Origin of the sequence: Streptomyces sp. NPDC101490 (assembly GCF_044767145.1) — a bacterium.
GTDB lineage: Bacteria > Actinomycetota > Actinomycetes > Streptomycetales > Streptomycetaceae > Streptomyces.
In genome coordinates this window covers 888,701-910,087 of the sequence record NZ_JBIWNI010000001.1, presented here as the reverse complement: position 1 = coordinate 910,087, position 21,387 = coordinate 888,701, and the positions used below count along the sequence as shown (strand labels likewise).

Genomic DNA, 21,387 nt, shown 5'->3' with positions numbered 1-21,387 from the left:
GTCGGTCGGTCCGGCTCCTCGCCGGTGGAGCGTCAGCTGCCGGGCGTCACTTGACGGCCGTGAGCAGGGGCTCGATCTCGTCGATGGCGTACGGGATCGACAGGACGGTGTTGAAGGAGAAGGCGGCGCCGATGTCCGGGTCCTGGTAGGGCACGAAGAGGTCGCGCTTCTCCTGGTTGACCTTGAGCTTCTTGTAGAGCGGCTCGGCCTTGATGCGGTCGTTGGCGCCGGTGCTGGAGGTGACCCAGACGAGCCGGTCGACGTCGAGGACGTTGAGCTTCTCCGCGCTCAGCTCGGCGACGTTCCAGCCGGGCTTGGCCAGGGTGTCGATCTCCGGCTTGAGCTTGAAGCCCAGCGCGTTGAAGAAGATCGACTTGGGGTCGGTCTTCGTGAACGCGGAGTACTTGCCCGCCTCGAAGCTGTCGGCGACCGCGAGGGTCTTCGTCGCCCACTCGGGGTGCTTGTCGCGGACGGCCTTGAACCGGGTGTCGATGTCCGCGATCAGCTTGTCGGCCTCGGTGCCCTTGCCGAGGGCCTTGCCGATCTGCTGGGTCATCAGCTGCCAGGGGGCGCCGTAGTCCGGGTGGTCCTTGGGCTGGGCGACGACCTTGGTGAACTTGGAGAGCGTGTCGTACTGCTCCTTCTTCATCCCCGAGTACTGGGCGATGACGAGGTCCGGCTTGAGCGCGGCGATCTTCTCGATGTTGTACTCGTCGCGCTCGCCGACGATCTGGGGCTGGGTCGAGCCCCACTTCTCCTTGGCCCAGGGCCACTTGCCGTACGGCTTCTCCTTGAACCAGTCGACCGCGCCGGCCGGCTTGACGCCGAGGGCGAGCACCGCGTCCTGGTCGGAGAGGCCCAGGGTGACGATCGTCTTCGGTTCCGCGTCGATGGTCGTGGAGCCGTACTTGTGCTCGACGGTGACGGGGAACGCGGCGGACGTGCCGGATCCGCCGGCCGGGGCCTTGGAGGTGGGCGCGGCGGGCGAGTCGCCGTTGCCGGATCCGCCGCCGCAGGCGGCGAGGGCGAGGGCCGCCGCCGTGGCGACGGCGATCCTGGGGGCGGATCTGGCGAACCGCGCGAGGGCGGTGCGAGGACCAGCGGACACGGACGTTCCTTTCGGGGATACCTGGTGCGTGCCCCGGCCCGCCGGGCGCGGGTGACTCCGTCCGGCGGGCGGGGCGTTGGTGCGGTTGGTGCGTGGGGGGTGGCGCTGAGGGGGCGCGCTAGCGCGCGGTGCCGACGCCGTCGGCCAGTGGCCGGATCTCGTCGGTGGTGCGGGTCACGGTGGCGTCGGCCAGACCGCGGTCGAGGACCGAGTCGAGGATCTCGCCGACCCGGATCGCCGTGTTGGAGAGCAGCGACGAGGTGATCCCGTGGGTGTGCTCGGTGCCGCCCTGGAGGTAGATCCCGCAGCGGAGTTCGGCGTCGGTGGCGAGCCGGTAGTCGCGCTCGACGCGGACCCGTCCCTGGTCGTCGCGGTGGCAGCGGTCGGCGACCGGGCCGAGCAGACCGAGGGGCTCGGCGGGGCTGTAGCCGGTGGCGTAGACGACGACGTCGGCGTCGAGGGTGCTCTCCTCGCCCGTGACGAGGGAGGTGACGAAGGCGCGGACCTTGTCGGGGCCGTCCTCGACGCCGGTGAGCCGGGAGACGTTGATGAAGCGGAGCCGTTCGGTCCCGAGGACCTTCTCCTGGTACGCCTGGCGGTAGAGGTCGTCGATGAGGTCGATGTCCACCACGGAGTAGTTGGTGTTCCCGTGGTACTCCATCAGCTTGCGCTTCACGTCGTCGGGGGCGGTGAAGTACTCGTCGACGGCGTCGGGGTCGAAGATGCGGTTGGCGAAGGCGCTGTCGTCGGCGGGGCTGTAGCCGTAGCGGGAGAAGACGGCGCAGATCTCGGCCTCGGGGAAGCGCCGGTGGAGGTAGGCCACGTTCTCGGCGGCGCTCTGTCCCGCGCCGACGACCACGAACCGCTCCGGGGAGGTGCCTTCGAGTCCTTCGACCTTGGCGAGCAGGTCGGAGTTGTGCCAGACGCGGTCGCTGCGTTCGACGCCTTCGGGCATACGGGGCCGGAGCCCGGTGCCGAGGACCAGGTTGCGGGCGCGGTGGACGACGAGTTCGGTGCCGGACCGGGCGGTCACGTCGAGGTACTCGACGACGCCGTCGCGTTCGACCGGTTCCACGGAGACGATCTCGTGGCCGTAGGAGACCATGTCGTCGACCTTGGACGCGGCCCACTCGAAGTAGTCGTGGAACTCGACGCGCAGCGGGAAGAGGTTCTTGTGGTTGACGAAGTCGATCAGCCGGCCCCTGCTCTGCAGGTAGCAGAGGAAGCTGTACTCGCTGGTCGGATTGCGCAGGGTCACCAGGTCCTTGAGGAAGGACACCTGCATGGTCGCGTCGTCGATCAGCATGCCGCGGTGCCAGCCGAAGCGGGGCTGGCGCTCGAAGAAGTGGGCGGTGACCGCCTCTTGCCTTCCTACGCGTGCGTTGTGCTCGCTGAGCGCTATCGCCATGGCCACATTGGACGGCCCGAAGCCGATGCCTATGAGGTCGTGGACCAGAGGTGCGTCATCAGGAGGAACCTGCGACATGTCGCTCCCATCGTGCGGGAAAGTGCGGGAAGGGGGGCTGAAATGAGGCGGAAGGTGGGCAGGAGCACCGGGCACACGGGCGCCACCGATCGACCGCCGAGCCGAACTTAGGTAAAGCTAACCTGATCTGACGGCGCTGTCGACGGGGTAAAACGGACATCGCGGGGACGTTCCCGCTCAAGCAGGGTCGAAATCAAGCCAGTTGCGGTGTTAGGTAAGCCTTGCTTTACTGACGCCGGTCAATCGCTCTACCGAGGAGGAAGCCCATGCGGGTCGTCATGTTCGGCTATCAGACCTGGGGCCACCGCACCCTCCAAGCGCTCCTGGACTCCGAACACGAGGTCGTCCTCGTCGTGACGCACCCCAGGAGCGAGAACGCCTACGAGAAGATCTGGAGCGACTCGGTCGCCGATCTCGCCGCCGAGCACGGCGTGCCCGTCGTCATCCGCAACAGGCCCGACGACGAGGAGCTGTTCACGCGCCTCAAGGAGGCCGAGCCGGACATCATCGTCGCCAACAACTGGCGCACCTGGATCCCGCCGCACGTCTACGGGCTGCCCCGGCACGGCACCCTGAACATCCATGACTCGCTGCTGCCCAAGTACGCGGGCTTCTCGCCGCTGATCTGGGCCCTGATCAACGGCGAGACCGAAGTCGGCGTCACCGCCCACATGATGGACGAGGTCCTCGACGCGGGCGACATAGTCCAGCAGCGGTCCGTGGCCGTCGGACCCACGGACACGACCACCGACCTCTTCCACAAGACGGTCGACCTGATCGCGCCCGTCACCGTCGAGGCCCTCGACCTGATCGCCTCCGGGCGGGCCGAGTTCAGGAAGCAGGACCGGGCGCAGGCCAGCTTCTTCCACAAGCGGGCCGAGGAGGACATCAGGATCGACTGGAGCTGGCCCGCCGAGACCCTGGAACGGCTGGTCCGCGCCCAGTCCGCGCCCTACCCGAGCGCCTTCACCTTCCACCGGGGCAAGCGCCTCGAAGTGCTCTCCGCCGTGGTGTCCGAAGGACTGTACGGGGGCACCCCCGGCCGGATCTTCTACCGCGAGGGCGACGGCGTCGTGATCGTCGCCGGTGCCGACGCGCGGACCGGCCGCAACCACGGGCTCGCCGTGACCCGGGTCCGCACGGAGGACGGCCGCGAACTGCCGGCCGCCGAGTACTTCACCTCCATGGGCGGCTACCTCACCGGCCGTCCCTGACGCGCCGGGAGAGCGAGGAGCAGCCGATGGACCAGCCGGTCGTCACCGGTTTCCCGCACCATCTCCCGGGGGCGACGTTCGCCGTCGTCGGCATCGCGAGCGCGCCGACGGACTGGGCGAAGGTCTTCCGCTCGCTCGCCGAGGCCGGTCTGTCCCTCGACCCAGCCACGGGCGCGGGGACGGCCACCGTCCCCGGCTCCCCCGGCGCGCCCGTGCCGCCGCTGGAGTCGGCACACGGGCCGTCGGGGGAGCCGACGCGCGCGGCGACAGAGGACCCGTCGCGGGATCCTTCGCCGGATCCTTCGCCGACGCCCGCACCGGACCCGCCCCCGGCCGCGCCCCGGGCGCCCAGGTCGTCGCCCGCACGGGCCATGAGTCCGCCCAGCGTGCTCGGTCTGAACGCGTACCTCATGCACGCCGTCGGCCGTTCCGCGCGGCGGCGCCTCGCGGAGACGCTGGAGGCCCGGGGGTTACGCCTCTGGCACCTCACCGTGATGACGCTGCTCGCCGACCTCGGCCCGCAGATGAAGACCGCCCTGGCCACCCGGCTCGCCATCAACGCCAGCGACCTGGTGAAGGTCGTCGACGATCTGGCGCGCGCCGGGCACGTGGACTGCGTCCGGGACCACGTCGACCGGCGCCGGGTCGTCGTGCGCCTCACTCCCGAGGGCACGGCCGCGCTGCGTGAGCTCAGCGCCGAGATCGCGGCGGTGGACGACGAGGTGCTCACCCCGCTGGACGCCGGGGAGCGCGAGCAGCTCGCCGCTCTGCTCCGCCGGGTGCACGCGCATCTGGAACCGCCTCCGGCGGGTGGCCGCCCCGCCGCGCGCGGAGCGCCGCCGGGATGAAGTCCCAGGTGGGCCGCGTGTCGATCAGATGCGCGGCCCTCCTCCACGGGTTCGAGCAGGGCCAAGAAATAGGTTAGGCTCACCTAACAAGCGCTTCGCGATGGCCGCTGCCCCCGTACACATCCGTCTATGGGGGCGTCAGGCGGGGCGACAGCACATCCCTGCCCGGAGACAAGGATCCACCATGCCTTCTGTGTTCACCCCCGTCCGCCGTCGCGTCCTCGTGGCGAGCGCCGCCGCGGTCTCGCTCGGCCTCATGGCGACCGGGTGCGGCTCGGACGACAAAAAGGACGATGCCCCGGGCACCGCGGCCAAGGCTCCCGCCGGGGCCTTCCCCGTCACCCTCAAGAGCGCGCTCGGCGAGGCCGTCATCAAGGAGAAGCCGAAGCGCGTGGTGACCCTCGGCCAGGGTTCGGCCGAGACCGCCATCGCCCTCGGCAACGTCCCGGTCGGCATCGAGGAGTACACCTGGGGCAGCGACAAGACCGGCTACCTCCCCTGGATCCACGAGGCCGTGACCAAGTCCGGCGGCACGCTGCCCAAGCAGTTCAAGGGCGGCGAGGAGCTCGACATCGAGGCCATCACCGAGCTGGAGCCCGATGTCATCCTGGCCCCCTGGTCGGGTCTCACGCAGAAGCAGTTCGACATCCTGAAGGACATCGCGCCCACCGTCGCCTACCCCGAGAAGGCGTGGAGCACGAACTGGGACCAGCAGATCGAGATCGTCGCCAAGGCGCTCGGCCAGCCGGAGAAGGCCAAGGAGCTGGAGTCGAAGATCGACAAGCAGCTCTCGGACGCCGCCGCCTCCCGCCCCAACTACAAGAACGTCACGTTCTCGTACATCTACAACACCGGCCCCGGCAGCCTCGGCATCTTCAAGCCCGAGGAGCAGCGTGTGGCGATGGTGTCCAAGCTCGGTCTGAAGGTGGACCCGGTCGTGAACTCCTTCAAGGAGACCGAGGGCACCGACTCCGCCCTCATCGGCCTGGAGAACGCCAACAAGCTGTCCGCCAGCGACATCGCCTTCACCTTCTACATGGACGACAAGTCCCGCAAGCAGATCGAGGCCCAGCCCCTCTACGCGGCCATCCCCGCCGTGAAGAAGCAGGCCCTCGTCTACAGCCACGACCAGCCGTTCGTCACCGCCTCGTCGATGATCAACCCGCTGACCGTGCCGTACAGCATCGAGCGCTACCTGCCGATGATCGACAAGGCCGTCGCCAAGGCCGGGAAGTAACCGCGGTCCCGGCGTGACCACTCCTTCCCGGACCCTCCGAGGCCCCGCCGTCGCACGGCGGGGCCTCGGACGGCATGTCATCGGCGCTGTCCTGTGCCTGGTCCTGCTTGCCCTGGCGCTGTTCGCCAGCGTCATGTTCGGTAGCAGGCCGACCTCCTTCGGCGACGTCCTGCGGGTCCTCACCGGCGAGGGCGACGCGTACACCCGCACCGTCATCGAGAGCCGCTACCCGCGCACCGCCCTCGGGGTGCTCGCGGGCCTCTGTCTGGCCGTCGCGGGCACCCTGATGCAGGGCATCACCCGCAATCCGCTCGCCGAGCCGGGACTCCTCGGCATCAACGCGGGCGCGTCCGCGAGCATCGTCGCCGCCACGGCGTTCCTCGGAGCCTCCGGACAGCGGGAGACCATCTGGTGGGCGCTCATCGGAGCGCTGGCCATCGGTGTCGTCGTCCATCTCATCGGCACCGCGGGCGGCGGGGGCGGGCCGGTCCGGCTGGTCCTCGCCGGAGCGGTGCTCTCCGCCGTCCTCGCCGCCTTCATCCAGGCCGTCGCCCTGTCCGACCCGAAGGTGTTCGACACCTACCGCTACTGGGTCGTGGGCGCGCTCGGCGGACGCGGCTTCGACGCCTTCTGGGCCGTGCTGCCGTTCGCGGCGGCCGGTCTGCTGCTCGCCCTGCTCCTCGCGCCGGGCCTCAACGCCATGGCGATGGGCGACGACAAGGCCGCCTCGCTCGGCATCAGCCCCGCCCGGATCAAGGGCACCGGGCTGCTCGCGGCGACCCTGCTGGCCGCCGCAGCCACCGCCGCCGTCGGCCCCATCGCCTTCGTCGGCCTGGCCGTCCCGCACGTGGTGCGGGCGCTGGTGGGCGCCGACTTCCGGGCCCAGATCGCCCTCAGCGCCCTCGCCGGGCCCGCGCTGCTGCTCTTCGCCGACGTCATCGGCCGGGTGCTGCTGCGTCCGCAGGAACTGATGGTCGGCGTCGTCACCGCCTTCGTCGGCGCCCCCGCCCTGCTCTTCGCCGTTCGCCGTATGAGGGGGGCCTCATGAGGACCGCCGACCCGACGGGCACAGCGCCCGTCCCCACCGAGACCGTCGCCACCGGGACCGTCGCGCCCCGGCCGACGCGTCCCGCCGGACGCACGGTGCTGCGGATCGGCCCCTGGGTCGCCCTCCCCGTGCGCCGCGCCTCCCTGGTCGCGGGCGCGGCGACACTGCTGCTGCTCGTCGTCGCCGCGGCGGCCACTCTGTCGATGGGACGGCTCGGCATCCAGCTCGCCGACCTGCCGTCCGCCCTCGCGGGCGAGGCGACCGGAAAGAACGCCTTCGTCCTCAACCGGCTGCGCGGCCCCCGGCTCGTGGTGGCCATCGCGACCGGCGCCGCCTTCGGGCTGTCCGGGGCCCTGTTCCAGTCCGTCACCCGCAACCCGCTGGGCAGCCCCGACGTGATCGGGCTGGGCGCCGGGGCCGGTGCGGGGGCCGCCGCCGCGGCCCTGTTCCTGCCCGGCGTCCTGCCGGTGCCGGTCGGCGCGCTGCTCGGCGCGGTCCTCGCGATGGCGGTGGTGTTCTTCGCCACCGGCACCGGGTTCCGCAATCCGGGCCGGCTCGTGGTGGCGGGCATCGGTGTGGCCGCCATGGCGACGGCGCTGACCCAGTACGTGGTGTACGCGGTCGAGCGTGACAAGGCCACCGCCCTCACCTCGTACATCAACGGCAGTCTCTCGGCCCGTTCCTGGGACGACGCGACGACCATCTGGACGGTGCTGCTGCTGTCGCTGCCGCTGGCGGCGCTCCTGGCGCGGCCGCTGTCCGTCGGTGAGATGGGCGACGACCTGTCGAGCGGGCTCGGCGCCCGGCCGGGCCGGACGGCGACCGGCGCGGTCGCCCTGTCGATCGTGCTCTCGGCGGGTGCGGTGAGCGTCGCGGGGCCGATCGCCTTCGTGTCCCTGACGGCGCCGCAGATCGCCAAGCGCGTCACCCGGGGCGGTGGCCCGCACCTGGTGATGTCCACCCTGATGGGGGCGCTGCTGCTGGTCCTCGCGGACCTCACGGCGCAGCAGCTGCCGCTCTTCGACAACCTGCCGGTCGGCCTCTACACGATGGCCCTCGGCGGTACGTACCTGGGCTATCTGCTCCTGCGGGAGTGGCGTCGTCCCGCCTGACGGTACGGAGCGCACGGCGCGGGGCCCGGAGGATCTTCCCTCCGGGCCCCGCGCCGTTCCCGTACGGGCGGCGGACCGCTACCGGGCGCTTCCCGTGCGCGGCTGACCGCACCGGGGTGCTCCCGTACGCGGCGGGCCGCACCAGGGTTCTTCCCTTGCGGGCGGCGGACTCCTATCGGGGCGTCAGCGGTTCGCCCGCGAGCACGTTCCAGCGTCCGGCGCGCCCGCTGAGGCGGACGGCGGTCAGCGGGCGTACGTCGAGCCGCCGGGCCGTCGTGTCGGGGGCGCCGAGCGCGTGGACCGTCGCGGCACGCACCACGTCCGGTTCGGCGACCACGACGACCGGCCCCGAGCCGGAGCCCAGGGCGTCGAGCCAGTCACCGACCCGGACCCGCAGCGCGCTGAGGGACTCCCCGCCGTGCGGGGCGGCCGTCGGGTCGGACAGCCAGACGGCGAGCGCCGCCTCCTCGGTGGCGGCGACCTCCGCGAGGGTCCGCCCGCGCCACCGTCCCGTGGCGCAGCCCGCGAGGGCGTCGACCGGGGCGGCGGTGAGTCCCAGGGCGCGGGCGGTGTCCCGGCAGCGCACGGAGGGCGAGCGGTACGCCCGCGCGGCGGCGGGGACGGCCGGGGCGGCGGCCTCGGCGAGCGCCGCTCCCCCCGGGTCGAGGGGGCTGTCGTCGTCGAACCGCACCTCGCGCAGGGCCCCGCTCGTCGCGGGGGAGATCAGCGTGAGCCGGACGGTCATCGCGGTCCTTCGGGAGTGGGCGGTACGGGCAGGGTGGGGCGAGTACTTCGGTGGGGGCGGCGCCCAGGGTACTGCGGGGCCCGGCCGCGCGGGCGGCCCCGCTTCAGGGCGAGGGCCCGGCGGGACGGGTCCCGTACCGCCGTACCGCTCCTGTCGCAGGCAGGTCCCGTCCTACCGGGCCCTCCTGTCGCGGGCGGACCCCGTCCCGCCAGGGTCACACACGGGTCCCCGCCCACCGGAAGTCCCCCTTCGTCCACAGGTCCCCGCCCACCGGGAAGTCTCCTTCGTGCAGGGTCCCGTCCCACCGGTACCGGCTTCGCGGGCAGCTCCCTTCCCGACGGCGACCGCGTTCTCCGGTAGGTCCGGTCCCACCGGAGGACTCCGTGCACGGGCGGACGCGTCCCGGCGGTCGGCTGCCTCCTGGGCCGGTCCCGTCCCAACGGGCGGACAGGCGGAGGTGATCCACGCCTCACGCCCTTGGCGGCGGGCACCACGCGCGGTACCGTCGGGCGACATCTCAACAACGTGACGACGGCGAGACGGAAGTCCGGTGGAAAACCGGCACGGTCGCGCCACTGTGTGCCGGGGCGCGCCCTCCTGCGGGAGCGCTGTCGCGGCGAGTCAGACCCGTGGACCGTCGTCCTGCACCACCGATCGGGACGCGAGTTCCCGCAGGAGGTTCCATCATGGCCGAGGCCGTCGTGTCCGCCGCTTCCAGCCCTTCCGTGGCCGTTCCGGCCCCGTTGCCCGTCCGGGCCGTTCTTCCCTGGGCCTTCTTCGTCGGCCTTCTCGCGCTGATCGCCCTGTACTTCGTGGGCGCCGAGCAGGGTGCCACCTCGCTGTTCGCGGGCTCCGACGTGCACGAGTGGGTGCACGACGGACGTCATCTGCTCGGCTTCCCCTGCCACTGAGAGGCGTTCCGCACATGCACGCCTCAACTGTCAGAGCCCTGCTGATCCGTGGGATGCTCGCGGGTCTGATCGCCGGACTCTTCGCCTTCGCCGTGGCCTATGTCGCCGGTGAGCCGTCCGTGAACGGCGCCATCGCGGTGGAGGAGGCCCAGGCCGCCCAGGAAGCGCACGCCGGACACGGCGAAGCCGCCGCCGGTGCGGAGGAAGAGGAGGAGGTGGTCAGCCGTCCCGTGCAGTCCACCTTCGGCCTCGCCACGGGCGTCCTCGTCTATGGAGTGGCCCTCGGTGGCATCAGCGCGCTCGTGTTCTCGTTCGCGCTCGGCCGGGTGGGACGGTTCAGCCCCCGGGCGACCGCCGCGCTGACCGCCGCCGCCGCGTTCACGACCGTGTACCTGGTGCCGTTCCTGAAGTATCCGGCGACCCCGCCCGCCGTCGGCAATCCCGACACCATCGGGAAGCGCACCACCCTGTTCTTCCTGATGATCCTGCTCAGTGTGCTGCTCGCCGTCGCCGCCGTGATCGTCGGACGGCGGCTCGCACCGCGCCTGGGCAACTGGAACGCGGCCCTGGTCGCCGGTGCCGGGTACCTCGTGGTGACCGGCCTCGCCTTCGCCGTACTGCCCGCCAACGACGACGCGGTGAAGGCGAGCTTCCCCGCCGCGTTGCTGTGGGAGTTCCGGCTGGCCTCGCTCGGTGTCCAGCTCGTGCTGTGGGTGGTCTTCGGGATCGTCTTCGGCGTCCTCGCCCAGAAGGCCCTGTCCGCCCGGACGGCCGTGGGCGGCGCGCCCGCCCCGGTGGCCGCGCCGGTCGCCGACTGACCCTATAGGGTCCCGCGAACAGCCCCGTACGCCCCTGGTGTACGGGGCTGTTCGCCGCCCGGGGCGCGTTCACGCTTCCCGGTCCCGGACGGCCGGTCGTGCTGGGGACCCCGGAGGGCCGGTCGGTCTCCGGTTCACTGCCCCGGCTGCCGTTCTCTCGGTCCGGGCAGGCCGACGCGCGCCACCCGCCCCGGACCGGCCGGATCCGCTGGTGGTCCGGCTGCCGGTCCCGTCGTCGGGATGGTCCTCTTCCGGCGCCGCCGCCGTCGGGCGGAGCCGCGCTGAACGGCGTACTCCGCTGAATCCGGACCCTTCCGCTCCCCTCCCCCGCGCCGATCGCCCCGGCGCCCGCGCCGCGCGTCCGACCTGCCGGTCCGCTCCCCGCGTCCCCCGTGTCCCCCGGCGCGGCCCCCGGGGCGCGGGGCCCCGCCGTGAACGCGCCGTTGCGGGGCTCCGCCCGCACGGGCTCAATCGGAGGATGCCGGAGGAATCCCGGCGGGGAGGGGACACGATGGAGAGGCGTCCACGTCCGAACCAGGCCCTGCGCGATCTGCTCGCGGAGGCGGGCATGACGGCGGCCGAACTGGCGGCCGAGGTGAACAGAGCGGGCGCGGAGACCGGGCGGGCACTCGGCTACGACCGGTCGGCCGTCGCCCACTGGCTCGCCGGGACGAGACCGCGCGCGGCGGTGCTCGGCCTCGTCACCGAGGCGCTGTCGCGTCGTCTCGGCCGCGAAGTGACCTTGCGCGAGACGGGGTTGGAGACAACGGAGGACGTCACGGCCACGTCTGACGAGCGGCCCGCCGCGGTTCCCGCCGTACGGGCCCCGGGGCGGACCCACGGCGAACCCGTTTACGCCCGGGACCTGCCGGTACCGGGGCACTCGGCGCCGGTGGCCCTGCGCGGGCCGCTCGGCGGGCCGGGCGACCGGATCGAACGCTTCGAGGTGGAGGCGGCCGAGGCCATGGCCCTCGTCTTCCACGACGCGGACGCCTCGTTCGGCGGCGGACGCGGGCGGCGGGCCCTGGCCTCCTATCTGACGGCGGACCTCGGGCCGAAGCTGCACCGTCCGGCCGCCCCGGCACTGCGCCGACGGCTGATGCGGGTGGCGTCCCAACTCGCCTATCTCTGCGCGTTCATGCACTTCGACGACCACGCGCACGGACGGGCGCAGCGCTACTACCACGGGGCGCTGCGGCTCGCCGCCGCGAACAACTCGCTGCTCGACCGGGCCATCACCCTGCGGGGCATGTCCGTCCAGGCCTGCCAGCTCGGGCATGTGCGCCAGGCGGTGGACCTGGCGACGGCCGCCGCCGGGACCGTCACCGGACCGGCCGTCCACCGGGCTTTCGTCCAGGGCCAGTTGGCCGTGGCGCACGCGCTCGACGGGCGGGTCGGCGACGCCGCACGGGCGCTCGGCACGGCGGAGCGGCTGCTCGACCGTTCCCCCGACCCGGTGTCCGCCGTCTCCGTCACCGGCCGCTACCACCAGGGCTCGCTGCTGCGTCACGAGTCGGCCGTACGGGAGATCCTGGGCGATCCCGAGGGCGCGCTGCGGACCCTGCGGGCGGCCGAGCACCACCGGCCGCCGGGCGAACGCCGGTCCCGGGCGGTGGTGCTGGCCGATCTGGCCGTGCTCCAGCTGCGGGCCGGGCGCCTCAACGAGGCCGTCGAGACCGGCTACCGCTTCCTCGACGACTATCCGCACCTGATGAGCGGGCGGGCCGACAAGGCGCTCGGTGATCTCCGTGCCCTGCTGCGTCCGCACGCCCGGCACCCGGCGGCCCGCGCGCTCCTCCTGCACAGCGCCCGGGTGGTCCCGGGCGGTGGCCCGCGCCGGGGCCGGTGAGGGGGGAGTCAGGACGGTGAGAGCCGCCTCGACGGCCACCGCCGCGCCCATGGTGTGCCCGAGCGCGCCCTTGGCGGAGGTCACGGCGCGGCGAAGGAAGACGGGGGCTTCGGAATGCCCGCGAGGCCCCCGTCGGCCAGGGAGAGTCCGCCGTCCAGGACGAGCGCGTGGCCGGTGAGGTACGAGGAGGTGGGCGAGGCGAGGAAGAGGGTGGCGGCGGCCACTTCGTCCGGGCGGGCCCAGCGGCCGAGCGACACATGGGCGAGGAGCCAGTCGCTGAGCGGCCCGCTGGTGTGGGCGAAGGAGGTCATGTCGGTGCGGGTCCAGCCGGGGCACAGGGCGTTGACGCGGATGCCTGTACGGGCCCAGGCGGCGGCGAGGGTCCGGGCAAGGGACACCTGCGCGGCCTTGGAGGCGGCGTAGGCCTCCAAGAGGGGGGCCGCGATGACTCCGGCGACGGAGGACATCAGGACGAGGGAGGCGCGCGGGGACTCGGCGAGCACGGGGTGGGCGGCCCGGCACAGTTCGGCGCTGGCGTGGAGGTTGACGCCGATGACCTGTTCCCAGCCGTGCCGGTCGCTCTCGGTGAAGGGGGCGACGACCGGGGTCACTCCGTCGGCGGCCGTCGGCAGGACGCCCGCGTTGTGGACGACGACGCCGAGCCCGCCGAGCGCGGCGGCGGCTCCCTCGACGAGGGCGCGGGCGGTGCCGGGGACGCCGAGGTCTCCGGCGAGGAGGACGGCCTTGCGGCCACGGGCCTCGACGGCGACTGCCGTCGCCGCCAGCGCCTCGGCGCTCCTGGCGGCGAGGGCGACGTCGCAGCCCGCGTCGGCCAGGGCCACGGCACACGCGCGGCCGATGCCCCGAGAGGCGCCGGTGACGAGGGCACGGGCGCCGTCGAGCCGGAAGGTGCCGAGGACGCCGATGGCGGGTCCCGGCGGCGGTGCGGGGGCGTTCATCAGCGGTCCTCGGGGAGGAAGGTTCCGGTGGGGTGCGCGGCGGGCGGCCGGATGCCGAGGCCGGAGCAGACGATGTCGTCGGGGAAGGAGAACAGCCCTTCCAGGAGCGGGAGATGGGGCAGCAGCCGGTCGCAGAGCCGGTCGGCCTCCGCCGCGACCGGCGCGAGGGCGGCCGGGACGAGGGTCCCGCGGGTGAGGAGTTCCCCGGCCCTGCGGCGGGCGGCGCGCAGGGCCGCGAGGGCGCCGAGGCCGTCGAGGGCTTCACGGAGCGGGGGGCCGATACAGGTGAGGTAGCGGCTCCCGGCCCGTACGACGTCCTCGGCGGCGAGCCGGGCGGCGTGCGCCTCGCCCAGTTCGCCCGCGAGGTCAAGCAGCGGGTTCCACCTCTCGAAGGCGTCGAGGTGGCGGCGGCCGTCCAGGGCGCCGCGCAGCCCGTCCGCGAGGGCGGCCTCGTGGGCCCGCAGGACCGTCGGCCACCAGGAGGGGTCGGTCGGGTCCGTGGGGTGCGGCGCGGGCGCCCCACTGGCGGCCTTCGGCCCCTGGGACTCGTACGGCTCAGGCTCGTACAGCTCGGGCTCGTACGGCCCAGGCGGCTCGTACGGCTCGGTGGCGAGGGCGCGGCCGAGGTCGTACAGGATGAGCTGGCTGTCGCCGCCCGCCGGGTCGAAGGCGTGCAGGAAGCCCCGGTACCCGGCCAGCCTGTTGGTGTCGACGAGCCCGTGGTGGCCGCAGCGCCGCTGACACACGGCGACGACCCGTTCCGCCTCGCGCACGGAGTACGCCTTGTAGGCGGACAGGTCCCTGCTGACGGCCGTCCACGGGGCGAGCCCCATGGCGTCGGCCGCCCGGCCCGTCGGTCCCCCGGGGGCGTCGAACAGCTCCTGGAGCAGTTCCCGGGCGCGGGCCGCCGCACAGCCGAGGGCGTACGAGTCCGCCAACGCGCCGAGCAGGGCGCGCTGTTGGCTCCGGTGGGAGAGGAGCGGCTCGCCGGAGGCGGGCCCGGCGAGGGTGACCATGCGGCGGGAGTGGCGCAGGGCGAGCACCGTGGACTGGCGGGCGAGCGCGGCGGCGGCGGACGGCAGGGCGCCCCACAGCTCGCGTCCCACGTCCAGGGAGCGCCGGAGGCGGGCGTCCGGGGAGCCGAGCGGGTCGGCGGGGGTCCCGTCGGTGTCCAGGGAGGCGGTGTCGCGGAGCCAGTGGCCGACCGGGACGCGCACCCCGTGGAGGGAGACATTGCGCAGGGTGAGGGGCAGGGCGCCGACCTCGACCGGCGCCGACCACGCCACGCCCGGGCGCGGGCCGTCGGCGTCGGCGAGTTCCACCAGGAACGGGAAGACCCCGCCCTCCCGGCCGCCCGCCTCGACGCGGGCGAGGACCACGGCGAGTCGGAGCTCCGGGGCGTCCGGGACCCCGGCGAACTTGGCGGCGGCGGGATCGGGCGTGTCCAGGACGAACTGTCCGTGTTCCGGGTCGTGGACGGCACGGGTCATCACCCCCGGATGACTGTTGGCCCGTCCGGTCTCGGTGATCAGGTAGCTGCCCCTGGCGTCTCCCCGGTCCAGCGCGTCGAGTGCTTCGCGGACTTCGGGCGTGCCGGTCGCCCCGGGGGCGAGCCGGACGAGGGAGCCGGAGCAGAGGACGGTGTGCGTGACGAGGTTCATGGCGAGGCGCGGGTCGGCGACGGCCGCCCAGGCGAGGGCGGCGGCGAGCGCGTCGGCGTCGGTGAGGAGCGTACGGGCGGGCGGCAGCGCACGCAGGAGGGAACGGAGCCGGTCGCCGAGGTACGGGTCGCGTTCCTCGGGCCGGACGGCGATCCGGTACGGGTGCCGGGCCAGGGCCTCGTGGACGGTGCGGAGGAAGCCGGGCGGGCAGTCGCCGTGCAGGAGCGGTCGGACGCCGGACCGGGCGGTACACGGGGGCAGGGGCGTGAGGGTCATCGTCGCTCCGGGAGGAGAGGGAGGTTCGTGGTGGCGCGAGGTGGCCGGACGAGGGGCGGCGGCCGGACACCAGAGGGCCCGCCGGACTCGGGACCGTCGACCGGGCCCTCCCCCGGGAAGCCGACAGCGGAGGACGCCTCGCCCGACGGACCGCCGGGGGCGGGGCCGCGCCCCGAGCCGGGACCGCAGCCCGGGCGCGGGCCGGTCCTGTGGCCGGGGCCTGAGCTCGAACCGGAGCCAGAGCCAGAACCCGAGCCGAGGCCGGAGCCGAGGGCCGAGCTTCTCGCACCCCGACCCGAACCGGAGCCCGAACCCGAACCCGAACCGGAGCCCACGTCCACACCCACGCCGACACCCGAACCCGATCCGGACCCAGCGGTGTTCGTCCCGGCCTGGGCCCCGGTCCCGGCCGCGCGACCGGGACCGGTACGCGCGTCCCGCGCGCGGGCGGGGCGCGGAACCGCGTCGGCTTCCGGTGGGCCCACAAGGCACGGAGCGGTGCACACCCTCTCCGAGAGGGCAGGACGCGAAGCCGTATGCGCCTCCCCCGCGACGGGGGCGCCGGAGCCCGTAGGCGCCTCCGTGACCGGAGTCCGACCGGGAGCCGCGACGGCCGGAACACCGTCGGACGCTCCCCCCGCTTCCCCGGTACGGACCCGTCGGGCGCCCCCATCCGCCGGACCACCGGCTGAAGCCTGACCCGAACCCATCGGAGCCGTGGCCGTAGCAGCCGTCTCCCCCGGGCGGCCCCCGGACCCGTGTTCCCTCAGGGCGCGGCCGGGGGCCGTCACCTTCGCCGGGGCCTCCCCGAGTCCCCCGTACACCGTGGTGTCTTCCGGCAGGACGCGGCGGGCCGCCCGGGTCAGGGTCGTGCCGGGGCCCGCCTCACGGAAGGTGTCGTGGCCCGTGGCGCGGGCGAGCCGCAGGACGGCGGGGAGGTGCGCGGGGCGGACCAGGCAGTCCGCGAGACGGCGGGGCAGGTCCTCGCCGGGCCGGTACGCGCGGCCCGCGACCGCCGAGAGGACGGGGAGCAGGGGCGGGCGCGGCAACCGGGTGCGGACGGCCGCGTGGAACCGGTCCGCCTGTGCGGTGAGTGCCGGATGGTGGGCGCTGGACGGCGGCCTGAGCCGTACGGCCGCGATCCCGGCGGCGGCCGCCCGCGCCTCCAGGCGGGCCAGCTCCCGCAGCGGCCCGGCGACGACGGTCTCCTCGGGGTGGTTGACGCACGCCACCACGAGGGCGCCGGTGTCCGTCGGGGCGATGAGCACGGCGGCGGTGACCTCGTCGCAGGCCATCAGAGTCAGCCCGCCCGGGGCGGTGGCCAGGACGCGGGCGAGCACATGGGCGAGCCCGGCTCCCTCGCGGACGGTGAGGGCTCCGGCGGCGGTGAGGGCCGCGATCTCTCCGAAGCTCACGCCGAGCACCGCGTCCGGGGTGCCGTACCGGTGGACGAGTGCGGTGTGGACGCTCATCGAGGCGCCGAACAGCGCGAGTTGTCCGGTGCCCATGGGTGCGGCGGCCAACTCGCGGGAGCCCGGCGGGTTCGGGCCCAGCAGCCAGGGCCGCAGTGCGGGCACACCGCGCCGGGTATGGTCCCGGTCGACGGCGGCGAAGGTCGCCTCGGCCGCCGCGTGCAGCGCCTCGTCCCGTGCCAGCGCCGCCGTGAACTCCCGTACCGGAAAGTCTCCCTGGGCCGGGAACATGTGGACCGTTCTCGCCATGTCTTCCCCCGTGGACACCGTCGTCCTCCGCGTCCACCCGTCGTACGGACGCCTGGTACCACGGTCGCGCCGGGGGCGGGGTGCTGGACAGGGCCCTCGGGCGGGGTCAGGGTGAGAACGGCGGGATGCTGAAAGCGGAGGGAGGGTTGCCGCCGGAGGCGCCGGGGGCGTTCGCCGACGAGTCCGGGGCGGGGGCTCCGGGTGGGTCGTCCGTCAGGCCCTGGGCAGGAACGCGGCGGGTCGTGACGGACCGCCTCACCGTGTCACTCGGGCCCAGCTTCCGCAAGGCGCACAGCAGTTGCTCGGCGAGCGGGCGCGGGGCATGGACGGTCTCGACGACACCGACGGCTCCGGCGGCGCGCAGCCAGCCGGGGTCCAGGTCACGGACGGACGTCACCGTGCGGACGGGGGTTCCGGGTGGCGCCCAGGAGGCGACGTCGGCGGCCTCGGGGTCGTCGGGGCGGGCGGCGATCAGCAGCAGGTCCACGAGCGCGGCGACACAGCGCACGGTGTCGCGCCGGTCGTCGGCCTCGTAGCAGTAGGTCCGGGGGGCCTGGGGCACGACGTGCCCGAAGCGGGCCCGGAGGACCTCCCCGACGGCGAGGGCGGGCCGCAGCGCCTGGCCGGGGACGAGGGCGAATCCGATCCGGTGCGGGTCGGGCACGGGGGTGGCCGCCGGGTCCGGCGCGGAGAGCACGACCCGGGGACGGGCCCGCTCCCCGTCGTACGCGCGGCCCGCGTCGGACCGGCCGTCCGCCGTCGCCCCGGCCTCCCCCCGCCGGGCCTCGTCGCCCGTCCCTCCCTCCTCCGCGGTCTCCGCTTCCTCCATGGCCTCCGCCTCCTCCGCGCCCTCCCTCAGCCGTTGCGCGGCGATCGTCCGGAGGGGCGCGGCGAGGACCACGTGTTCGCCCTGACGGGTGAGGCGGGCGAGTTCGCCGGCGGTGGCCCGGTGGCGTTCGCAGACGGCGTCCACGACGGTGACGCCGGGTGCGGCGGCGCGGTCCGCCGGGGACGGCGGCAGGGGGCCCACGACCCTCAGGTCCCCCGGGCGGGCCGGGCCCGCTTCCGCCGTCCGCAGGGCGCCGAGGCGGTGGAGTCCGTCGGTCACCGTCAGGCCGCAGCCCTCGGACCCGGCGACGACGGTACGGCCGCCGGGTGTGCTCCCGGCCCGCTCGACGGCGGCGAGGAGGCCCCGGGCGCCCTCGCACAGGGCTCCCTTCTCGGTGGTGACGAGCAGCCGGGTGCGCAGGGCGGCCGTCCACTCCTCGACGATGCGCCGGGCGGCGGCGACGGCGGCGTGGTCCGCCGGGTCGGCGAGCGCGGCGAATCCGAGCCGGAGTCCGGTGCCGAGTTCGTACGAGACGGCCCAGCCGGTGCTGCGGACGGGGGCGTCGGCGCACGGTCCCCGGGTTCCGGGGGAATCCTCCGGGAAGGCGCGGGCGCGCATCTCTCGGGGCGTCGCTTTCCAGCCGTTCCGTGCCGCGCTTCCGATGAGCAGGCCGGTCTCCGCGCAGGTGACGCGCTCGCGCGGGCCGTGGGAGAAACGGAGGGGAATGAGGATCTCGCCCGGCCCGCACTCCTCCGCCGAAACGATACGACCGACCATGCGAGTTCTGTTCACCGCGCGCCTCTTTCCTTTGTGGCCCGTTGTGGTGAATCCCTATCAGTCGAATTTCCGCGCAACAAATTTCCCGCGCCCAAGCGGGCGACGGAATTCAGTTCATCTACGCACTCGTTCCGGAGTTCCGTGTGCCCGGCCCGCGCGGCCGGGAGCACCCTCCGGGGCCGCTCCGCGGGAGCGCCCTCCGGGCGGGTCGCGTCCGGGCTCTCCGGCGCGGCCGGCGGAGGGGATGGTGACGTCCGGGCGGCTTCCGGCGCTCCGGCGCGCGTCGCCGCGCCCGGCGCATCGCCGCAGGTCGAGCAGATGACGTCCCGATCTTCAGACTGCCATTGTTCGGAGCGGAGTTGGGATGTTAGCGTCCCTGGCGACCAGCGGTGTTCGACGCTGGTGTGACGAGCGGAGCCCTCGGGTTCCGCACTGGGGAGCGTCGCCGTGGGGGGTGGAGTGGGTCCGCGAAGCATTGCCGTACTTCTGGATTTCGAACGTCGGGTCGTCCCTGTCGTGGACCGTCTGCGCGAGGTCCGGAGCGGTGGAGGAGACGGCGATCCACGGGTCGTCCTCGAAGAGTTGCGCACGGCTGTCCGTGGACTCTCGGGACTTATGCCGGAGCGTCAGATATCGGCGACACTCGACGACTTGGCGCGCTGGGGCGAGTCGGGTTGCGAGGGCGTCCCGGACTTCGACGCCACCCGGGACTCGGTGCCCGCGCCCGGGGACGGTGAACCAGCCGCGTACGTCGGGCCGGTGGTCCTGCCCAACAGTGACCGGCACGAGGTGCACATCGAGGCCTTCTCGGTGGTCCGGCAGGACCCGGACTGCACCCCGTACCTCCAGGACACCTATCCGCACCCGAAGGCCGTCTTCCAGTCGACCCGGCTGCTCTCGGCCTCGCGGGGTCTGCGGGAGGGCAACTGCGTGGTGTTCTTCCCGGAGAACATCCCGTCGGCGACCCGCTGCACCCACCAGAACTTCGCCTGGTTCTTCTTCGACCGGCACGTGGACATCTGGGCCCAGACGCTGGCGATCACCGAGCGGCTGTGCGGCCCGTCACCGTTCGCCGGGGACACCGGGCTCGTCTCCCCCGGCATCGACCCCGAGGACGTCTACCAGGCCAGGTGCGTCTGGGGGTACATGCACGACTACTTCCACCACACCGGTCCCCGGCCGCTCGACCAGCACCTGGCGCTGAAGACGAAGTGGCGGCCCGGCCTCCTGGAAGAGCTCAAGGTCGACATGAAGACGGCCATCGCCTGTTTCGAGGAGGACGTGCCGTACGGTCCGGTCGTCCTCGAATACGTCTTCCTGGAGCGGCTGTTCCGCTATCCGGCGCAGCCCGAGCCGCTGCGCAACTTCGACTCCGGCACCGGGTTCGCGCTCGGTACCTGGCTGGCGGCGAACGGACTGTTCACGATGGACGGTTCCGGGCGGCGGGCCCTGGGTCCGAAGGCGGAGATCGTGGAGTGCGTCCGTGAACTCGTCGGTCTGATCGAGGAGATCGAGACGACGGAGGACGACGAGGCCTACCGGACGCGGGCCGTCGACTTCCTGTACGGGACGCTGCTGCGCAGGCCCGAGTCGAAGCCGGACCGCTACGGCGGTCCGCTGGCACCGATCGGACTGTGGGGTTCCGAGGTACATGTCTGAGACAGCCCCGCCCGGGGCCCCCGCACCGACCGCACCGGACAGCGTGCTCCGTGATCCCGGTTTCTGCCGTCATGCCACCGGCCGGGTCGCGGTCGTGGAGTGGGAGGCCGCAACGGGCTGGTCCGAGCCGAGGATCGAGCCGTACGGGAACCTGGTCCTGGACCCGGCGACGCTGGGGCTCCACTACGGGCAGGCCGTCTTCGAGGGCATGAAGGCCTTCCGGGGCACGGACGGGTCGGTGGCCCTGTTCCGGGCGGCGGACCACGGCCGTCGCCTGGGGCTGTCGGCGGCGCGGCTCGCGATGCCGGAGATGCCGGTGGAGCTGTACGTACGGGCGTGCGCGGAGCTGGTCGCGGCGGAGGAGCGGTGGGTGCCGGGCGGCTACGGGCAGAGCCTGTACCTGCGTCCGCTGCTGCTCGCCACCGAGGCCGAGATGGGGCTGCGGCCCTCGCGGAGCTACCGGTGCGTGGTCCTGCCCTATCCCGCCGACCCCTGTTTCGGGAGCGGCTTCCGGCCGCTGGCGGTGACCGTGGCGTCGGACGCGGTCCGCGCGGTGCGCGGCGGCACGGGCGAGTCGAAGTGCGCGGGGAACTACGCGGCCAGTCTCCTCACCAGGACGGCGGCGCAGGCCGCCGGGTACGACGAGGCGCTGTGGCTGGACGGTCTGGAGCGCCGCTGGGTCGAGGAACTCAGCACCATGAACGTCTTCTTCGTCCGGGACGACGGGGACGGGCCCCGGCTGACGACCCCGCCGTGCGACGGCACGATCGTCCGGGGCATCACCCGGGACTCACTGCTGGCCCTGGCCGGGGACCTCGGGCTCCCGGCCGCCGAGGAGCCGACGGCCATCGACGACGTGCGGGACGGTCTGCGCTCCGGGCGGCTCACCGAGGTCTTCGCCTCGGGGACGGCGGGCGTGGTCGTGGCGGTCGGCAGGCTCGGTCTCGACGGCGGGGACCTGCTCGTCGGCGACGGTACGGAGGGCCCGGTGACCCGGCGGCTGCGGACCGCGCTCCTCGACGTCCAGCACGCACGTACACCTGACACGCACGGCTGGCTGCTGCCGGTCACCGGCGGCGCCGGAGCGACGGCCATCGAAGGCGGGGGACGACACGCATGAACGACAGCA

Annotated in this window: 17 protein-coding genes and 1 riboswitch; of the genes, 10 read left to right on the top strand and 7 right to left on the bottom strand. The window is 73.6% G+C overall.

Translation table 11 applies throughout. The annotated features are described in order from the left end of the window. Positions 1-46: 46 nt before the first annotated feature. Together ACIRQY_RS03625 and ACIRQY_RS03620 are read right to left on the bottom strand one after the other, a co-directional pair. Positions 47-1,108 carry an iron-siderophore ABC transporter substrate-binding protein gene (locus ACIRQY_RS03625; protein ID WP_403922187.1) on the bottom strand — a complete coding sequence of 354 codons (1,062 nt, stop codon included), beginning with the start codon at positions 1,106-1,108 and terminating at the stop codon, positions 47-49. Between the two features lie 118 nt (positions 1,109-1,226). Beyond that, positions 1,227-2,594 carry a lysine N(6)-hydroxylase/L-ornithine N(5)-oxygenase family protein gene (locus tag ACIRQY_RS03620; protein WP_351784119.1) on the bottom strand — a complete coding sequence of 456 codons (1,368 nt, stop codon included), beginning with the start codon at positions 2,592-2,594 and terminating at the stop codon, positions 1,227-1,229. Between the two features lie 266 nt (positions 2,595-2,860). On the opposite strand from ACIRQY_RS03620, the gene ACIRQY_RS03615 reads away from it, so the two are divergent. The 5 genes from ACIRQY_RS03615 (at position 2,861) to ACIRQY_RS03595 (ending at position 8,053) form a co-directional block, all read left to right on the top strand. Next, positions 2,861-3,808 carry a methionyl-tRNA formyltransferase gene (locus ACIRQY_RS03615; protein WP_351784117.1) on the top strand — a complete coding sequence of 316 codons (948 nt, stop codon included), beginning with the start codon at positions 2,861-2,863 and terminating at the stop codon, positions 3,806-3,808. 26 nt (positions 3,809-3,834) lie between these two features. Continuing rightward, positions 3,835-4,656: a MarR family winged helix-turn-helix transcriptional regulator gene (locus ACIRQY_RS03610; protein WP_403922184.1), complete on the top strand. Its 822-nt coding sequence runs from the start codon at positions 3,835-3,837 to the stop codon at positions 4,654-4,656. A gap of 184 nt (positions 4,657-4,840) precedes the next feature. Next, positions 4,841-5,893 (top strand): iron-siderophore ABC transporter substrate-binding protein, encoded by a 1,053-nt coding sequence (locus tag ACIRQY_RS03605; RefSeq protein WP_403922182.1) that lies wholly within the window; start codon positions 4,841-4,843, stop codon positions 5,891-5,893. 79 nt (positions 5,894-5,972) lie between these two features. Beyond that, entirely contained in the window at positions 5,973-6,941 is a 969-nt protein-coding gene (locus tag ACIRQY_RS03600) for a FecCD family ABC transporter permease (RefSeq protein WP_403922293.1), read from the top strand. Further along, positions 6,938-8,053 carry a FecCD family ABC transporter permease gene (locus tag ACIRQY_RS03595; RefSeq protein ID WP_403922180.1) on the top strand — a complete coding sequence of 372 codons (1,116 nt, stop codon included), beginning with the start codon at positions 6,938-6,940 and terminating at the stop codon, positions 8,051-8,053. Before ACIRQY_RS03600 ends, ACIRQY_RS03595 begins: the two co-directional genes overlap by 4 nt. A gap of 172 nt (positions 8,054-8,225) precedes the next feature. Here ACIRQY_RS03595 and ACIRQY_RS03590 read toward each other — a convergent pair whose 3' ends face one another. Further along, positions 8,226-8,798: a histidine phosphatase family protein gene (locus ACIRQY_RS03590; protein ID WP_403922178.1), complete on the bottom strand. Its 573-nt coding sequence runs from the start codon at positions 8,796-8,798 to the stop codon at positions 8,226-8,228. A gap of 541 nt (positions 8,799-9,339) precedes the next feature. Then, positions 9,340-9,425, top strand: a riboswitch (cobalamin riboswitch). Positions 9,426-9,484: 59 nt separating this feature from the next. Here ACIRQY_RS03590 and ACIRQY_RS03585 point away from each other — a divergent pair. From ACIRQY_RS03585 to ACIRQY_RS03575, 3 genes are all read left to right on the top strand, one after another. Next, the gene (locus tag ACIRQY_RS03585) at positions 9,485-9,709 is read left to right on the top strand and encodes a CbtB-domain containing protein (protein WP_351784107.1); all 225 of its coding nucleotides are present in this window, start codon (positions 9,485-9,487) and stop codon (positions 9,707-9,709) included. Positions 9,710-9,723: 14 nt separating this feature from the next. Continuing rightward, the gene (locus ACIRQY_RS03580) at positions 9,724-10,527 is read left to right on the top strand and encodes a CbtA family protein (protein WP_403922176.1); all 804 of its coding nucleotides are present in this window, start codon (positions 9,724-9,726) and stop codon (positions 10,525-10,527) included. A gap of 511 nt (positions 10,528-11,038) precedes the next feature. After that, a complete protein-coding gene (locus ACIRQY_RS03575) occupies positions 11,039-12,376 on the top strand; it encodes a hypothetical protein (protein ID WP_403922175.1) in 1,338 nt (445 codons plus the stop codon). A gap of 80 nt (positions 12,377-12,456) precedes the next feature. Here the strand turns inward: ACIRQY_RS03575 and ACIRQY_RS03570 are convergent, their stop codons facing one another. From ACIRQY_RS03570 to ACIRQY_RS03555, 4 genes are all read right to left on the bottom strand, one after another. After that, positions 12,457-13,335, bottom strand: coding sequence for an SDR family NAD(P)-dependent oxidoreductase (locus tag ACIRQY_RS03570; protein ID WP_403922173.1), 879 nt, complete (start codon positions 13,333-13,335; stop codon positions 12,457-12,459). Beyond that, positions 13,335-15,272, bottom strand: a complete 1,938-nt coding sequence (locus ACIRQY_RS03565; RefSeq protein WP_403922172.1) for an acyl-CoA dehydrogenase — start codon at positions 15,270-15,272, stop codon at positions 13,335-13,337. The genes ACIRQY_RS03570 and ACIRQY_RS03565 overlap by 1 nt, the downstream gene beginning before the upstream one ends. Next, a complete protein-coding gene (locus ACIRQY_RS03560) occupies positions 15,269-16,993 on the bottom strand; it encodes an acyltransferase domain-containing protein (protein WP_403922170.1) in 1,725 nt (574 codons plus the stop codon). Before ACIRQY_RS03560 ends, ACIRQY_RS03565 begins: the two co-directional genes overlap by 4 nt. Before the next feature lie 106 nt (positions 16,994-17,099). Continuing rightward, positions 17,100-18,614: a hypothetical protein gene (locus ACIRQY_RS03555; RefSeq protein ID WP_403922168.1), complete on the bottom strand. Its 1,515-nt coding sequence runs from the start codon at positions 18,612-18,614 to the stop codon at positions 17,100-17,102. A 432-nt stretch (positions 18,615-19,046) separates the two neighbouring features. Between ACIRQY_RS03555 and ACIRQY_RS03550 the strand changes: the two genes are divergently transcribed. Both ACIRQY_RS03550 and ACIRQY_RS03545 read left to right on the top strand, forming a co-directional pair. After that, the gene (locus ACIRQY_RS03550; RefSeq protein ID WP_403922166.1) at positions 19,047-20,258 is read left to right on the top strand and encodes a DUF6421 family protein; all 1,212 of its coding nucleotides are present in this window, start codon (positions 19,047-19,049) and stop codon (positions 20,256-20,258) included. Next, positions 20,251-21,378, top strand: coding sequence for a branched-chain amino acid aminotransferase (locus ACIRQY_RS03545; protein ID WP_403922164.1), 1,128 nt, complete (start codon positions 20,251-20,253; stop codon positions 21,376-21,378). Before ACIRQY_RS03550 ends, ACIRQY_RS03545 begins: the two co-directional genes overlap by 8 nt. Positions 21,379-21,387 lie beyond the last annotated feature (9 nt).

Coding starts and splice junctions, on each gene's coding strand:
- ACIRQY_RS03590 (WP_403922178.1), bottom strand. CDS start 8,798: ATGACCGTCCGGCTCACGCTGATCTCCCCCGCGACGAGCGGGGCCCTG.
- ACIRQY_RS03620 (WP_351784119.1), bottom strand. CDS start 2,594: ATGTCGCAGGTTCCTCCTGATGACGCACCTCTGGTCCACGACCTCATA.
- ACIRQY_RS03575 (WP_403922175.1), top strand. CDS start 11,039: ATGGAGAGGCGTCCACGTCCGAACCAGGCCCTGCGCGATCTGCTCGCG.
- ACIRQY_RS03570 (WP_403922173.1), bottom strand. CDS start 13,335: ATGAACGCCCCCGCACCGCCGCCGGGACCCGCCATCGGCGTCCTCGGC.
- ACIRQY_RS03565 (WP_403922172.1), bottom strand. CDS start 15,272: ATGACCCTCACGCCCCTGCCCCCGTGTACCGCCCGGTCCGGCGTCCGA.
- ACIRQY_RS03580 (WP_403922176.1), top strand. CDS start 9,724: ATGCACGCCTCAACTGTCAGAGCCCTGCTGATCCGTGGGATGCTCGCG.
- ACIRQY_RS03545 (WP_403922164.1), top strand. CDS start 20,251: ATGTCTGAGACAGCCCCGCCCGGGGCCCCCGCACCGACCGCACCGGAC.
- ACIRQY_RS03615 (WP_351784117.1), top strand. CDS start 2,861: ATGCGGGTCGTCATGTTCGGCTATCAGACCTGGGGCCACCGCACCCTC.
- ACIRQY_RS03585 (WP_351784107.1), top strand. CDS start 9,485: ATGGCCGAGGCCGTCGTGTCCGCCGCTTCCAGCCCTTCCGTGGCCGTT.
- ACIRQY_RS03560 (WP_403922170.1), bottom strand. CDS start 16,993: ATGGCGAGAACGGTCCACATGTTCCCGGCCCAGGGAGACTTTCCGGTA.
- ACIRQY_RS03610 (WP_403922184.1), top strand. CDS start 3,835: ATGGACCAGCCGGTCGTCACCGGTTTCCCGCACCATCTCCCGGGGGCG.
- ACIRQY_RS03605 (WP_403922182.1), top strand. CDS start 4,841: ATGCCTTCTGTGTTCACCCCCGTCCGCCGTCGCGTCCTCGTGGCGAGC.
- ACIRQY_RS03595 (WP_403922180.1), top strand. CDS start 6,938: ATGAGGACCGCCGACCCGACGGGCACAGCGCCCGTCCCCACCGAGACC.